This is a genomic window from Pseudomonas sp. B12(2026), from assembly GCF_057767015.1.
This window is the reverse complement of record NZ_CM173430.1, coordinates 4,568,722-4,584,265: the sequence shown is the minus strand read 5'-3', so window position 1 is coordinate 4,584,265 and position 15,544 is coordinate 4,568,722. Positions and strand designations below refer to the sequence as shown.

General features: G+C 65.9%; 10 protein-coding genes. 5 read left to right on the top strand and 5 right to left on the bottom strand.

Going from position 1 to position 15,544, the window contains the following annotated elements:
* Nucleotides 1-50 precede the first annotated feature (50 nt).
* Together guaB and guaA are read left to right on the top strand one after the other, a co-directional pair.
* Nucleotides 51-1,520, top strand: a complete 1,470-nt coding sequence (gene guaB, locus AC3B6A_RS21350) for an IMP dehydrogenase (RefSeq protein WP_488399096.1) — start codon at nucleotides 51-53, stop codon at nucleotides 1,518-1,520.
* 81 nt (nucleotides 1,521-1,601) lie between these two features.
* Complete coding sequence (gene guaA, locus AC3B6A_RS21345) at nucleotides 1,602-3,179, top strand: glutamine-hydrolyzing GMP synthase (RefSeq protein ID WP_488399095.1); 1,578 nt, start codon at nucleotides 1,602-1,604, stop codon at nucleotides 3,177-3,179.
* Between the two features lie 279 nt (nucleotides 3,180-3,458).
* Here guaA and AC3B6A_RS21340 read toward each other — a convergent pair whose 3' ends face one another.
* The 3 genes from AC3B6A_RS21340 to AC3B6A_RS21330 are packed head-to-tail and all read right to left on the bottom strand — an operon-like array spanning nucleotide 3,459 to nucleotide 5,738.
* Nucleotides 3,459-4,085, bottom strand: a complete 627-nt coding sequence (locus tag AC3B6A_RS21340; RefSeq protein WP_488399094.1) for an IbrB-like domain-containing protein — start codon at nucleotides 4,083-4,085, stop codon at nucleotides 3,459-3,461.
* Entirely contained in the window at nucleotides 4,075-4,515 is a 441-nt protein-coding gene (locus AC3B6A_RS21335) for a GNAT family N-acetyltransferase (RefSeq protein WP_488399093.1), read from the bottom strand. Before AC3B6A_RS21335 ends, AC3B6A_RS21340 begins: the two co-directional genes overlap by 11 nt.
* On the bottom strand, nucleotides 4,512-5,738 hold the full coding sequence (locus tag AC3B6A_RS21330; RefSeq protein ID WP_488399092.1) for a DUF3440 domain-containing protein: 1,227 nt from the start codon (nucleotides 5,736-5,738) through the stop codon (nucleotides 4,512-4,514). The genes AC3B6A_RS21335 and AC3B6A_RS21330 overlap by 4 nt, the downstream gene beginning before the upstream one ends.
* A gap of 576 nt (nucleotides 5,739-6,314) precedes the next feature.
* Between AC3B6A_RS21330 and AC3B6A_RS21325 the strand changes: the two genes are divergently transcribed.
* Nucleotides 6,315-7,718 (top strand): multicopper oxidase family protein, encoded by a 1,404-nt coding sequence (locus tag AC3B6A_RS21325; protein WP_488399091.1) that lies wholly within the window; start codon nucleotides 6,315-6,317, stop codon nucleotides 7,716-7,718.
* On the top strand, nucleotides 7,706-8,224 hold the full coding sequence (tadA, locus tag AC3B6A_RS21320; RefSeq protein ID WP_488399090.1) for a tRNA adenosine(34) deaminase TadA: 519 nt from the start codon (nucleotides 7,706-7,708) through the stop codon (nucleotides 8,222-8,224). Before AC3B6A_RS21325 ends, tadA begins: the two co-directional genes overlap by 13 nt.
* A 163-nt stretch (nucleotides 8,225-8,387) precedes the next feature.
* Here the strand turns inward: tadA and AC3B6A_RS21315 are convergent, their stop codons facing one another.
* Nucleotides 8,388-9,317 carry an IS110 family RNA-guided transposase gene (locus AC3B6A_RS21315; protein WP_488399089.1) on the bottom strand — a complete coding sequence of 310 codons (930 nt, stop codon included), beginning with the start codon at nucleotides 9,315-9,317 and terminating at the stop codon, nucleotides 8,388-8,390.
* Between the two features lie 293 nt (nucleotides 9,318-9,610).
* A complete protein-coding gene (gene mltF / locus AC3B6A_RS21310) occupies nucleotides 9,611-11,086 on the bottom strand; it encodes a membrane-bound lytic murein transglycosylase MltF (protein ID WP_488399088.1) in 1,476 nt (491 codons plus the stop codon).
* Between the two features lie 284 nt (nucleotides 11,087-11,370).
* On the opposite strand from mltF, the gene purL reads away from it, so the two are divergent.
* Nucleotides 11,371-15,267, top strand: coding sequence for a phosphoribosylformylglycinamidine synthase (gene purL, locus AC3B6A_RS21305; protein WP_488399087.1), 3,897 nt, complete (start codon nucleotides 11,371-11,373; stop codon nucleotides 15,265-15,267).
* The last annotated feature ends 277 nt before the right edge of the window (nucleotides 15,268-15,544 follow it).

Below are 15,544 nucleotides of genomic sequence, written 5' to 3'. Positions count from 1 at the left end.
GCTGGGATATAATGCCGCGCTTCCATTTTTCCCGATCGGGAGCCCCCGCCATGCTGCGCATCAGCCAAGAAGCCCTTACTTTCGACGACGTCCTCCTGATTCCCGGTTATTCGGAAGTCCTACCCAAGGACGTGAGCCTGAAAACCCGACTGACCCGTGGCATCGAACTGAATATCCCGCTGGTGTCCGCCGCGATGGATACCGTGACCGAATCCCGCCTGGCGATCGCCATGGCGCAGGAAGGCGGCATCGGCATCATCCACAAGAACATGGGCATCGAGCAGCAGGCCGCCGAGGTTCGCAAGGTCAAGAAGCACGAGACCGCGATCGTCCGCGATCCGATCACCGTGACCCCGTCGACCAAGATCATCGAGCTGCTGCAGATCGCCCGCGAATACGGCTTCTCCGGCTTCCCGGTGGTGGAAGAGGGTGAGCTGGTGGGCATCGTCACCGGCCGCGACCTGCGCGTGAAGCCGAACGTCGGCGACAGCGTCTCGGCGATCATGACCCCGAAGGAAAAGCTGGTCACCGCCCGCGAAGGCACCGCCCTGGAAGAGATCAAGGCCGCGCTCTACGAGAACCGCATCGAGAAGATGCTGATCGTCGACGAGAAGTTCCGCCTGACCGGCCTGGTGACCTTCCGTGACATCGAGAAGGCCAAGACCTACCCGCTGGCGTCCAAGGACGAGCAGGGCCGCCTGCGCGTCGGCGCCGCCGTCGGCACTGGCGCCGATACCGGCGAGCGCGTTGCCGCGCTGGTCGCCGCTGGCGTCGACGTGGTGGTGGTCGACACCGCCCACGGCCACTCCAAGGGCGTGATCGAGCGCGTGCGCTGGGTGAAGGAAACCTTCCCGCAGGTGCAGGTCATCGGCGGCAACATCGCCACCGGCGAAGCCGCCAAGGCACTGGCCGAGGCTGGCGCTGACGCCGTGAAGGTCGGCATCGGCCCGGGCTCCATCTGCACCACCCGCATCGTCGCCGGCGTCGGCGTACCGCAGATCTCCGCCATCGCCAACGTCGCCGCCGCCCTCGAAGGCACCGGTGTTCCGCTGATCGCCGACGGCGGCATCCGCTTCTCCGGCGACCTGGCCAAGGCCATGGTGGCGGGCGCCTACTGCGTGATGATGGGTTCGATGTTCGCCGGTACCGAAGAAGCGCCGGGCGAGATCGAGCTGTTCCAGGGCCGTTCCTACAAGTCCTACCGTGGCATGGGCTCCCTGGGCGCCATGGCCGGTGCGACCGGTTCCTCCGACCGTTACTTCCAGGACGCCTCCGCCGGCGCCGAGAAGCTGGTGCCCGAAGGCATCGAAGGCCGCGTGCCGTACAAGGGCCAGCTGACCGCCATCGTCCACCAGCTGATGGGTGGCCTGCGCGCCGCCATGGGCTACACCGGCAGCGCCGATATCCAGGACATGCGCACCCGGCCGCAGTTCGTGCGCATCACCGGCGCCGGCATGGCCGAGTCCCACGTGCATGACGTGCAGATCACCAAGGAAGCCCCGAACTACCGCGTAGGCTAAGGGTTTCAGGTTAATGAGTCGGACACGGGGCTGCTTGATACAGCCCCGTGTCGTTTGAGAATTTCGCTACGAGAGATGGCCATGGCCCAAGACATTCACGCTCACCGGATCCTGATCCTCGACTTCGGCTCCCAGTACACCCAGCTGATCGCCCGCCGCATCCGCGAGATCGGCGTGTACTGCGAAATCCATCCGTTCGACATGAGCGACGACGAGGTTCGCGCCTTCGCTCCGCGCGGCATCATCCTGGCCGGCGGCCCGGAGTCGGTGCACGAAGCCAACAGCCCGCGCGCGCCGCAGGCCGCGTTCGACCTGAAGGTGCCGCTGTTCGGCATCTGCTACGGCATGCAGACCATGGCCGAGCAGATGGGCGGCAAGGTGCTGGGCTCGGACCTGCGCGAGTTCGGCTACGCCCGCGTCGACGTGGTCGGCAAGGCCCGCCTGCTGGACGGCATCGAAGACCACGTCGATGAAGACGGCGTGTTCGGCCTCGACGTGTGGATGAGCCACGGCGACAAGGTCACCGAGATTCCGGAAGGCTTCCACATCCTCGCCAGCACCCCGAGCTGCCCGATCGCCGCGATGGCCGACGACGCCCGCGGCTACTACGGCGTGCAGTTCCACCCGGAAGTGACCCACACCAAGCAGGGCGGCCGCATCCTCTCCCGCTTCGTGCTGGACATCTGCGGCTGCGAAGCCCTGTGGACCCCGTCCAACATCGTCAACGACGCCATCGCCACCGTGCGCGCCCAGGTGGGCTCGTCCAAGGTGCTGCTGGGCCTGTCCGGCGGCGTGGACTCCTCGGTGGTCGCGGCCCTGCTGCACAAGGCCATCGGCGACCAGCTGACCTGCGTGTTCGTCGACAACGGCCTGCTGCGCCTGCACGAGGGCGACCAGGTGATGGCCATGTTCGCCGAGAACATGGGCGTGAAAGTCATCCGCGCCAACGCTGAAGACAAGTTCCTCGGCCGCCTGGCCGGCGTCGCCGACCCGGAGCAGAAGCGCAAGATCATCGGCAAGACCTTCATCGAGGTCTTCGACGAGGAAGCCACCAGGCTGCAGGACGTGAAGTTCCTCGCCCAGGGCACCATCTACCCCGACGTGATCGAGTCGGCCGGCGCCAAGACCGGCAAGGCCCACGTGATCAAGTCGCACCACAACGTCGGCGGCCTGCCGGAAGACATGCAGTTCGAGCTGGTCGAGCCGCTGCGCGAGCTGTTCAAGGACGAAGTGCGCAAGATCGGCCTGGAACTGGGCCTGCCCTACGACATGGTCTACCGCCACCCGTTCCCGGGCCCGGGCCTGGGCGTGCGCATCCTCGGCGAAGTGAAGAAGGAATACGCCGACCTGCTGCGTCGCGCGGACCACATCTTCATCGAAGAGCTGCGCAACTTCGACTGGTACCACAAGACCAGCCAGGCCTTCGTGGTGTTCCAGCCGGTGAAATCCGTCGGCGTGGTCGGCGATGGCCGGCGCTACGCCTGGGTCGTCGCCCTGCGCGCGGTGGAAACCATCGACTTCATGACCGCCCGCTGGGCGCACCTGCCGTACGAGCTGCTGGAGAAGGTCTCGAACCGCATCATCAACGAGATCGAAGGCATCTCCCGCGTCACCTACGACGTGTCGAGCAAGCCGCCGGCAACCATCGAGTGGGAGTGAGTCGACGTCCTTCGGGACTGTCGTCAGCTCCAGCAGCCAGCAAGACAGGTTGGCGCTGGAGCTGACGGCAAGACTCGAAGCCGGATGAAGACCCTTCCATCCGCTATCCAGGCTTTACCGTCCTTGACGGTAAAGCCTGTTCGGGAAAGTTTGTTTCCCGGTATCAGCAGACGCCAGCCATTGGCCGCGCGATAGGCTGATCGACGTCAGGAAGGCGATGCGCAAAGCATCGTTGATCGGGGCAGCCTGCCGGCTTTCGAAACCGCCGGCCCAACGCCGTCACTCCCAGGACTGGGAGTACTGGTGGTCCTTGAACAGTTCCGGCAGGCCGGCGACCTGTTTGAAGCGCAGGATCTCCTCGGCATCCATGCCCAGTCGCTGCGCCACGGTCTCTTCACTCCACCCCGCTTGCAGCAGCGTGACGACGATCTCGGTCATGGGCTGGACACCGTGAATGCCCCGGGCCCGGTTATGCCGGATCGTGGCGGCGATGCGATCCTCGCGAGCCCCGCGCTCGCTGCGGACGGTCACGATGGGCAGATACCCGTGAAGGCGCTCCTTGATGGACTCCGAGCGCTTGCCCACCCGCTGGCGGTGGAAGCCGTCGACCACCACGCGGCGTTTCCCTTCCGGGTGCGAAACGATGGGTTGGGTGAATCCGTCGGTATCGATCGAGTGTTCGAGCAGCTTCAGTTCCGGCGGGGCCACGGAGTTCGGGTTGTAGTCGTTCCCCTGGACCTGTTCAGCCGGGACCCACTCGACAAAGTCGACGGGCTCTCCAACGAACGGACTCCGGGCGTGGAGGCTGCGCCGGATCCTGTTGATGGTCTCTATTTTCAGGTGCAAGGGAAGGCTGTCCAACTCTTCGAACAGCAACTCGGCTCGGCTGACCAGGTTATCGGGCATCTTGATTCCTTTCGAGTGTGGCCCACTTCCCGCGCGTGGAGAGTACGGAGAATCCGTGGGAGAGCAGAAGCGGGACGGAGCTGGCTTGCACGCGGGTCGTACACACCAGTTTGTGCCGGTCCGCATAGGTCAGCACCTGTTGCCGCAATGTCTTGAACACGCCGCGGCCGCGCGCTTCGACGTGCACATAGGCTTCGCGCCACATCAGTGTGTTGCTGCGGTGCTCGATGCTGGCAAAGCCCACGGCACGGCCATCGGCCTTGTCGGAGGCCACGAACCAGCGATAGAACGGCCCATCGTTGAGGGGATAGCCGCCGCACTCGCGACGAACGTGCGGGCTGGCAAAGAAGTGTCCGAGCAGCGCAAAGAAACGCGCCTCGTCGTCCAGGGAGCGGAGTTCGGTGAACTCGTAGTGGGCGGATGCATTCATGCCTTCACCTTGCCGCCGATACCCAGCGTCTTCATGTCTCGCTGGGCATTGCCGAAGGACAACGAGCGGGCCATGTCCTGCTTGAGCAGCGCCATGGCCACCCGGCGCCATGACGGTTGCGTCTTGCGATTCTCCAGTGCCGGAATCCCGGCGTCCGGCCAGGCGTCCAGCGGATAGCCGTGGACTGCCCACCAATGGATGAAGCGCTGGATGCGGCGCAGGTAGATGCTGCGCAGCGTTGAGGGCATGCTTTGCAGGAGGAACTGGCAGTACGCGCGCCAGGTGGTGAACGACGGAGGCAGGCCGAGTCCGCCCCGGTAACCCAGGAACCGCTGCCGGCAATAGCGCGCGGCGTAGTTGGCGCCAGCGACTCTCCGGACCACACGGACCCACGTATGGGGTTCGAGTTTGTGGAACAGGTCCAGGCCTTTGCGCTGGTCGTCGCCGAACGGCTGGCAGATGCGCATCTGGGAGAACGGCACGCCGGCCCGGTACATGAGGTCGTAGACGCGGTTATAGGCAAGGCGCGCGCTGCCGATGTACTTCCACAGGTCCTCGAAGCGCCAGTCGTAGATCGGGAAGAACGTGACGCATCGATCGCCCAGCAACGGATCGCGAGTGCTCCATTGAATCGGCGCTGGCTGGCCTTGCGGCGTCCAGGCGCTCTTTTTCAGCTTTGCGCTCTTCTTGACGGCGAGATAGCGGTTCAGTGACTCGTCTGAGCGGATGCCCACCAGGAATGCCGTCGATGCATCCTGCGCAAGCCATGCGTTGAAGGCGGGAAAGAACTCCTCGAACTCCATGCGGTGCCGAAAGAACGGGAAATAGTCCGGGTCGTTGATGACCGCGGGATGAGTCGGTAGCGGACGGATCCAGTCGGCTTCGCGCCCGGGCTCCCAGGGGCACCAGAAAGGCTCCTCCAGGCTCGATGCGTTGCGCAGGTTGATCGGCAGGCAAATCCACCACGGATGGACATCGTCCCGGTTGAGCATCTCCGTGACATGGTCGATCGTCGCCTGGTACTGGCCCTCCAGGTCGATGAACACCGCGTGGACCGGCAAGCGGTTCAGCTCGCGGGCAACTTCCAGGGCCAGTTGCAGCGTGACGGAGCTGTCCTTGCCGCCGGAAAACGCCACACAGACTCGTTCGAAGTGCTGGAACACCAGGCGAATTCTCGCCTTGGCCGCCTCATGGACGTTGATGTCCTGAAAATCCTTTGCCAATCATCCCCTCCCGTTTCTCAGCTTGGTTTCAGTGGGCGCGTTGCGATGAACGCTTGCACCACACGCAGGTGTACCGATGCCCGTGAGGTTTTAGCGGCGGGGCCATTGGCGGGATATGCGACGTGTCCGGGTGTCTTGCTGAAATATCCGATTTGCGGGCGTGAAAGAGGCGCTATCGGAACAACCTGCTGGACTGCACTTGAATGCCCTTGTGATCGGGAGAATAGGAAAACGGGTGCCGTTGATTGGCGCTGGCTCTTGAGATGACTTCTCATTAAACTGGTCGGCCGATGGCAGGCCGGCACTGCTCGTCACTCGGAGCCCTCCCAGCCCGCAGGCCCCGGGGGCGTCGAGGGCGGAGTGCGTTTAACGTCCCCTTAACGAAGAGGCTGGCATGCTCGCCGCCTTCTTCAGCAGGCCAGGACTGGCCTTGGCCTGATGTGTGAGCGGCGCTGTCGTCGCCGCTTGCAGTAGATCGGTGCAGCTGGCCGCAAGAGCCTGGCGCCGGGCGCGAAACGCGCCGATTCCGTGAAAGCCGATGGGGTCGCAAGTCCCTTGTTCGATGAGTCTGGACCCATGTCGTTTACCCGTAGACAAGTACTCGGCGGCATCGCCGGCCTGGCCGTGCTCGGCCTGGGCGCCGCTGGCGCGCGCATCTGGCTGGCGCGCCCGGAAGTGGCCGCCGAGCACGATTACGAATTGATCGCCGCCCCGCTGGACCTGGAGCTGGTGCCCGGCCACAAGAGCCCTGGCCTGGCCTATGGCGGGCAGGCGCCGGGCGTGGCGATCCGCGCGCGCCAGGGCGACTGGTTGCGGGTGCGCTTCACCAACAGGCTGGACGAGCCGACCACCATCCACTGGCACGGTATCCGCCTGCCTATCGAGATGGATGGCGTGCCCTACATCTCGCAGCCGCCGGTGCAGCCGGGCGAGAGCTTCGTCTACCAGTTCAAGACGCCGGACGCCGGCAGCTACTGGTACCACCCGCACCTGATGAGCAGCGAGCAGCTGGGCCGCGGCCTGGTCGGCCCGCTGATCGTCGACGAGCGCGAGCCCAGCGAGTTCGCCAGCGAGAAGGTGCTCTGCCTGAAGACCTGGCATGTGGACGAGGAGGGCAACTTCACGCCCTTCAGTATTCCCCGCGAGGCCGCGCGGGAAGGCACGCGCGGGAGCCTGTCGACGATCAACGGCGAGCGCACGCCGGTGATCGAGCTGCCGGCCGGCGAGATCGTCCGGGTGCGCCTGTTCAACGTCGACAATACCGTGACCTACCGCCTCAACCTGCCGGACGCCGAGGCGAAGATCTACGCCATCGACGGCCATCCGGTGCAGCCGCGCGACTTTGGCAACGGCCCGAAGGATCAGTACTGGATCGGCCCGGGCATGCGCCTGGAACTGGGCATCCGCGGCCCGGCGGAAGGCACCGAGCTGTCGCTGCGCAACGGTCCGGTGCGCCTGGCGACCATCCGTGGCGTGGCCAATCCCAAGGCGCCGACGGCCAGCTGGCCGGCCGCGCTGCCGCGCAACCCGGTGGCCGAGCCGGACCTGGCCAGCGCCGAGACCCTCAGTTTCAAGTTCGAGTGGGTCGGCGCCATGTCCGACTACTCCAAGGGCCAGTCGGCGCCGTCGCTGTGGCAGATCAACGGCGTGGCCTGGCAGGGTGGCGAGGAGCACAAGCACAACGCGCCGCCGCTGGCCAAGCTCAAGGAAGGCAAGAGCTACATCTTCGTGCTGCGCAACATGACCCAGTACCAGCACCCGATCCACCTGCACGGCATGGCCTTCAAGGTGCTGGACTCCGATCGTCGGGAGATCATCCCGTATTTCACCGACACCTACCTGCTGGGCAAGAATGAGACGGCACGCGTGGCGCTGGTGGCGGATAACCCCGGCCTGTGGATGTTCCACTGCCACGTGATCGATCACATGGAGACCGGACTGATGGGAACCATCGCGGTGGGCGAGGCATGGTGCGGCTGACCAACAGCAAGGGGCATCCGACCGTGAAGGGGCTGCGGCCGGTCATCGACCGCAGCCAGGACATCCCCTTCATGCGCCAAGCCATGGCCCTGGCCGAACAGGGTGCGGCGCTGGGCGAGGTGCCGGTGGGCGCCGTGCTGGTGCTGGACGGCCAGGTGATCGGCCGTGGCTTCAATCGGCCGATCACCTCCCACGACCCCAGCGCCCACGCCGAGATGGTCGCCATCCGCGAGGCCGCCGCGGCCGCGCAGAACTACCGCCTGCCCGGCAGTACCCTCTACGTCACCCTCGAGCCCTGCAGCATGTGCGCCGGGCTGATCGTCCATTCGCGCATCCAGCGCGTGGTGTTCGGCGCCACCGAGCCCAAGTCGGGCGTGGTGGTCAGCCGTGCGGCGTTCTTCGAGCAGGACTTCCTCAATCACCGGGTGCTGGTGGAGGGGGGCGTGCTGGCGGAGGAGTGCAGCGCGATGCTCTCGGCTTTCTTCAAGGCGCGCCGCAAGGGCTGAGCGGGCTGCTTTTTCGCATTCATGCTTGGCGCGCCGGTTGTCCTGGCTGGCGCCGGGCTGCGGGGTGCTCTTGTGGGGGCCGATGCCTTCGCTCGGGATTTCGCGGACAAGGTCCGCTCCTACGGGGTGTGCCCGGCGTGGCTCTCGTAGGAGCAACTGTCTTTTACTCGAAGTCAGTTCTCCAGCAAGTGCCGTCCCGGACCATCGCATTGAGCCGTACGATCAGAACTCGCATGCAGGCCACCAACGCGACTTTGGCGCATCGGCCGTTTTCGCGTAGGCCGTGATAACGAAGAGCGAAGCTCTTCTGGTAACGAATGACCGACCAGGTTGCCATGTAGAGGATGCGTCGAATCATGCCGCGCCCTCCGCGGATACGGCGTTGCCCCGATTTCTGGCCGCTGTCGCTGTTGTAAGGGGCCAAGCCGACCAGGGCGGCGATCTGGCGACGGTTGAGTTGTCCCAGTTCTGGCAGGTAAGCCAGTAATCCTGCGACGGTTACCGGGCCTACGCCCTTGACCTGACTGAGTTGCTGGACCTGCTCGGAGTCCACCGTAGCCATGGCCTCGGCGATTTGCTCGTCATAGCTGCAAATTCTGGCCTTCAAGGCCTTGATGGCGTCCTCCAGGCATTGGCGAACGAAGGGGTCGTTGGCCTGCTGCAGGCGCCGGCGCTCATCATCGCGCTGCCCAACCAGTTGCTCGCGACGTTGCACCAGCTCTCGCAGCCGCCGGCGCTCCGGCGAAAGAACCGTACTGGGGGCTTCCTCCAGCGTTTGGGCCAGATGCGCCAGGACGGCCGCATCGATGGGGTCGGTCTTGGCCAACTTGCCCATGGCGGTAGCAAACGCCCGAACCCGTGTGGGATTCAAGCGAGAGACTGCGTGGCCGGCTCGGGACAAGGCATGCAGGACGCCTCGCTCATATCCACCGGTAGCCTCCAGCACAATGCGGCCGGGCTTCTCCTCGGCGAAGAGCGTCACTAACTGCTGATGTCCCGCTTCGTCATTGGAAACGCTCAAGCTCCTGCCCTGTGGGCGGAACCATACGGCCAGCGAGTCCTTGGCAACATCGATACCGATCCAACACGTCATGCTTCAACCCTCGTAAACTACATGGCGAGAGCGCTCTGACTGCCCACGCTTGTGGTTCGAGGTTGTACTCGTTCAACTGTTCGGGCTTTGGTCAGAGGACGGCGGGAGGCAGCTTGGGCTCCTACTCGTGCTGCTAACACTGCGGACCTGCAGCTTGCTTCCCGCCGCTCTCACCTTCGATCCTACCGAAGTCAGCAGACACAAGCGGACCTTGTCCGCGATCAGGGTCCCGGCACGCGCGGAAGCCATGGCGGAGCGCGGTCCGCGAGCAAGCCCGACCCTGCGGCAGAGCCTCAGAGCTTCTCGTCCCGCCCCTCGCCATCCTCCGGCTTGGTCTTGTTCACGCCCGGCAGGTGCAGGCCGCTCTCGGCGAGCTGGCCGCCTTCCATCTGCGGCTGGGTCACCCAGGTGAGGATGTCGTAGTAGCGCCGCACGTTCTGCACGAAGTGCACGGTCTCGCCACCACGGGCGTAGCCGTAGCGGGTCTTGCTGTACCACTGCTTCTGCGCCAGGCGCGGCAGCATCTTCTTCACGTCGAGCCACTTGTTCGGGTTCAGGCCTTCCTGCTCGGCGAGCTTGCGCGCGTCGTCCAGGTGGGCGCCGCCGATGTTGTAGGCGGCCAGGGCGAACCAGGTGCGGTCCGGATCCTTGATGCTCTCGGGCAGTTCGTCCTTGATCTGGAGGTAGTACTTGCTGCCGCCCTGGATGCTCTGCTTGGCATCCAGCCGGTTGGCCACGCCCATCGCCTGGGCGGTGCGGTTGGTCAGCATCATCAGGCCGCGCACGCCGGTCTTGGAGGTGGCGTCGGGCTGCCACATGGATTCCTGGTAGCCGATGGCGGCCAGCAGGCGCCAGTCGGCATCGATCTTCTGGCCGCTCTGGCGGAAGTGCGGCTCGTACTTGGGCAGGCGTTGCTGCAGGTGCTGGGCGAAGGTGTAGGCGCCGACGTAGCCCAGCACGTCGACATGGCCGTAGTAGCGGTCCTTCAGGCGCTGCAGCAGGCCGTCCTGCCTGGCCTTGTCGAGGAAGGCGTTGACCTTGTCCAGCAGGCTGTTGTCCTCGCCGGCCGGCAGCGCCCAGGCCAGGCCGCGGGAGTCGCCGAGGTCGAAGGCGACGCGCACGTTGGGGAAGTACACCTGGTTCATCGCCAGTTCGTTGGAGTCGACCAGCGTCAGGTCGATCTCGCCGACATCCACCATGCGCAGCAGGTCGACCATCTCGTCGGCGTCGGATTCGCGGTAGGTGATCCTGGGGAAGCGCTTCTTCAGTTCGGCCAGTTGGGCGGCATGGCTGCTGCCCTTGAGCACGACGATGCGCTTGTCCTCCAGGTCCTCGGGGCGGGTAGGGCGCTGCGCGCCGTTGCGGAAGACCACCTGGGGCGTGACATCGAGGTAGGAGTGCGAGTAGCGCACCTGTGCGCTGCGGTCGCCACCGGGGGTCAGGCCCGCGGCGGCGAGATGGGGGCCGCCTTCATGGCCGAGCTGGCCGTAGAGGTCTTCGAGGTTGTCGGCGGTTTCGATCTGCAGCGTGACGCCCAGGCTGTCGGCGAAGCGCTTGGCCAGCTCGTATTCGAAGCCGGTGTCGCCGTTGCGATCCTGGAAATAGGTAGCGGGGCTGTTGCGGGTGATCACGCGCAGGACGCCGTCCTTCTGCACACGCTCCAGCACCGTCGGGACTTTCGCCTCGGTACAGCCGGAAAGCAGCAGAAAGATACAGGTCGCCAAGAACCAGGCGGTGCGACGCACGCGAGACACAGTCAGGGCAAGCATCGACGCAGTATACGCAAAGGCCGTGTGGCGCCATATCTCGACAGGCTGACGCTTCTCTGCTAGCTGCTGCGCCGTTCGTCGGCATTTTGACGCGGAAGGCCGCGTAATGCGGGCCGGTGACGGATAGCTCGAAGCGCTTCGAAGATGAAAGGCCCGGTCGGCGGCAGCGAGGAAGGCCGCTGGAAAGCTGCCGCCGTCCCGCGCTTTACGGTAGAATGCACGGCCTCTGTGGGCCGGCCCGTCCGGCCCCCACACTCCCCCTGTCTCCAGAGGCTGTTCCGACAATGCTGATCCTGCGCGGTGCTCCCGCCCTTTCCGCTTTCCGCCACGGCAAACTGCTCGACCTGCTGACCCAGCAGGTGCCCGCCGTCACCGGGCTGTATGCCGAGTTTGCGCACTTCGCCGAGGTCACCGGAGCCCTCAACGCCGAGGAGGAACAAGTCCTCGCCCGCCTGCTGAAATACGGCCCGAGCGTGCCGGTGCAGGAGCCCAGCGGCCGCCTGTTCCTGGTCGTGCCGCGCTTCGGTACCATCTCGCCCTGGTCGAGCAAGGCGTCGGACATCGCCCGCAACTGCGGCCTGGCCAAGATCGAGCGCATTGAGCGCGGCATCGCCTACTACGTCAGCGGCGAGCTGAGCGAAGCCGACGCGCAACTCGTCGCCGCCCGCCTGCACGACCGCATGACCCAGCTGGTGCTGGGCGAGCTGGAAGAAGCCTCCGCCCTGTTCAGCCACGCCCAGCCCAAGCCGCTGACCGCCGTGGACATCCTCGGCGGCGGCCGCGCCGCGCTGGCCAAGGCCAACCTCGACCTGGGCCTGGCCCTGGCCGAAGACGAGATCGACTACCTGGTGAAGAACTTCGTCGAACTGGGGCGCAACCCGCACGATGTCGAGCTGATGATGTTCGCCCAGGCCAACTCCGAGCACTGCCGCCACAAGATCTTCAACGCCAGTTGGGACATCGACGGCCAGGCCCAGGACAAGAGCCTGTTCGGCATGATCAAGAACACCTATGAAATGCACCACGAAGGCGTGTTGTCCGCGTACAAGGACAACGCCGCGGTGATGAAGGGCTACCTTGCCGGCCGCTTCTACCCGAACGGGGAAACCCGCGAGTACGGCGCCAGCGAGGAGCCGGTGCATATCCTGATGAAGGTGGAGACCCACAACCACCCGACCGCCATCGCCCCGTTCCCCGGCGCCTCCACCGGCTCCGGCGGCGAGATCCGCGACGAAGGCGCGACCGGTCGTGGTGCCAAGCCCAAGGCCGGCCTGGTCGGCTTCACCGTCTCCAACCTGAACATCCCCGGCTTCGAACAGCCCTGGGAAGTGCCCTACGGCAAGCCCGAGCGCATCGTCACCCCGCTGGACATCATGATCGAAGGCCCGCTAGGCGGCGCCGCATTCAACAACGAATTCGGCCGCCCGAACCTGGCCGGCTACTTCCGCACCTTCGAGCAGGCCATCGCCACCCCGCGCGGCGAGGAAGTCCGCGGCTACCACAAACCGATCATGATCGCCGGCGGCATGGGCAACATCCGCGAGGACCATGTGCAGAAGGGCGAGATCTCGGTCGGCGCCAAGCTGATCGTGCTCGGCGGCCCGGCCATGCTGATCGGCCTGGGCGGCGGCGCCGCGTCCTCCATGGCCACCGGTGCTTCCGCCGCGGACCTGGACTTCGCCTCGGTGCAGCGCGAGAACCCGGAAATGGAGCGCCGTTGCCAGGAGGTCATCGACCGCTGCTGGCAGCTGGGCCAGAACAACCCGATCAAGTTCATCCACGACGTGGGCGCGGGCGGTATCTCCAACGCCCTGCCGGAACTGATCAACGACGGCGGCCGCGGCGGCCGCTTCGAACTGCGCGCCGTGCCCAACGACGAGCCGGGCATGAGCCCGCTGGAAATCTGGTGCAACGAGTCGCAGGAGCGCTACGTCCTGTCCGTCGACGCCGCCGACTTCGAGACCTTCAAGGCCATCTGCGAGCGCGAGCGCTGCCCGTTCGCGGTGGTCGGCGAAGCCACCGAAGAGAAGCACCTGACCGTCGCCGACAGCCACTTCGGCAACAAGCCGGTGGACATGCCGCTCGACGTGCTGCTCGGCAAGCCGCCGCGCATGCACCGTTCGGTCACCCGCGAAGCCGAGCTGGGCGATGACTTCGCCGCCGCCGGCCTGGACCTGACCGAGTCCACCGAGCGCGTGCTGCGTCACCCGGCGGTGGCCAGCAAGAACTTCCTGATCACCATCGGCGACCGCACCATCACCGGCCTGGTGGCCCGCGACCAGCTGGTCGGCCCGTGGCAGGTGCCGGTGGCCGACTGCGCCGTCACCGCCACCAGCTTCGACGTCTACACCGGCGAAGCCATGGCGATGGGCGAGCGCACCCCGCTGGCGCTGATCGACGCCCCGGCCTCCGGCCGCATGGCCATCGGCGAGACCATCACCAACCTGGCCGCCGCCAGCATCGACGCGATCTCCGAGATCAAGCTCTCCGCCAACTGGATGGCCGCCGCCGGCCACCCGGGCGAGGACGCGCGCCTGTACGACACCGTCAAGGCCGTCGGCATGGAGCTCTGCCCGGCGCTGGGCATCACCATCCCGGTGGGCAAGGACTCCATGTCCATGAAGACCCGCTGGCAGGATGGCGACGCCGAGAAGAGCGTCACCTCGCCGATGTCGCTGATCATCTCCGGCTTCGCCCCGGTCAACGACATCCGCAGGACCCTGACCCCGCAACTGCGCCTGGACAAGGGCGAGACCGACCTGATCGTCATCGACCTGGGCCGCGGCAAGAACCGCATGGGCGGCTCCATCCTCGCCCAGGTCAACGGCCAGATCGGCCGCGCCGCGCCGGACGTCGACGACGCCGAAGACCTCAAGGCCTTCTTCGCCGTGATCCAGGGCCTGAACGCCGACGGCCACCTGCTGGCCTACCACGACCGTTCCGACGGCGGCCTGATGGCCACCGTGGTGGAAATGGCCTTCGCCGGCCACTGCGGCCTCGACCTGAACCTCGACGCGCTGGCCGACAGCCGCGAGGAACTGGTCGGCGCGCTGTTCAACGAAGAACTGGGCGCGGTGATCCAGGTTCGCAGCGACGCCACCCCGGAAGTGCTGGCGCAGTTCAGTGCCGCCGGCCTGGAGGACTGCGTGGCGGTGATCGGCCAGCCGGCCAACGGTGCCGACATCGAACTGGCCTTCAACGGCGAGCAGGTGTTCAGCGCCCAGCGCCGCAACCTGCAGCGTATCTGGAGCGAGACCAGCTACCGCATCCAGCGCATGCGCGACAACGCCGACTGCGCCGACCAGGAATTCGACGGCCTGCTGGATGAAGACAATCCCGGCCTGTCGGTGAAGCTGAGCTTCGACGTCAATGACGACATCGCCGCGCCCTACATCAAGAAGGGCGTGCGTCCGCAAGTGGCGATCCTCCGCGAGCAGGGCGTCAACGGCCAGGTGGAAATGGCTGCAGCCTTCGACCGCGCCGGCTTCGCCGCGATCGACGTGCACATGAGCGACATCCTCTCCGGCCGCGTCAGCCTGGAGCAGTTCAAGGGCCTGGTGGCCTGCGGCGGCTTCTCCTACGGCGACGTACTGGGCGCCGGCGAGGGCTGGGCCAAGTCGATCCTGTTCAACCGCCGTGCCCGCGACGGCTTCCAGGCCTTCTTCGAGCGCAAGGACAGCTTCGCCCTGGGCGTGTGCAACGGTTGCCAGATGATGTCCAACCTGCACGAGCTGATCCCCGGTTCCGAGTTCTGGCCGCACTTCGTGCGCAACCGCTCCGAGCAGTTCGAGGCGCGCGTGGCGATGGTCCAGGTGCAGGAGTCGCAGTCGATCTTCCTGCAGGGCATGGCCGGTTCCCGCCTGCCGATCGCCATCGCCCACGGCGAAGGCCATGCGGAGTTCGAGAGCGAGGAGGCGCTGCTGGAGTCCGATCTGTCCGGTTGCGTGGCGATGCGTTTCGTCGACAACCAGGGCAAGGTCACCGAGACTTACCCGGCCAACCCCAACGGTTCGCCGCGCGGCATCACCGGCCTGACCAGCCGCGACGGCCGCGTCACCATCATGATGCCGCACCCCGAGCGGGTCTTCCGCGCGGTGCAGAACTCCTGGCGTCCGGACGAGTGGCAGGAGGACGGCGGCTGGATGCGCATGTTCCGCAATGCCCGCGTCTGGGTCGGCTGAGTCCGGCTACGTGCGGTACGGAAAAGGGGAACGCTTCGGCGTTCCCCTTTTTCTTTGTGATGCCGTATAGCCGTTCGCGATCATGACGATCAGGCTGGAGGAGGGGGGGTGCCCGATCCGGAGATTCTTCCGGAAGTCCGCCCGGTGCAGCCGGGGCAGGTCCTGCGCCTGTGTCGCTGCGGTTGCTCGTGCGACGGCTCCCACGTGCCCGCTGCGCTTCCTGGGGCGTTGATCTCGAAGTCGGTCACAGATTTCGGACAAAGTCGTTCGCGGGTGA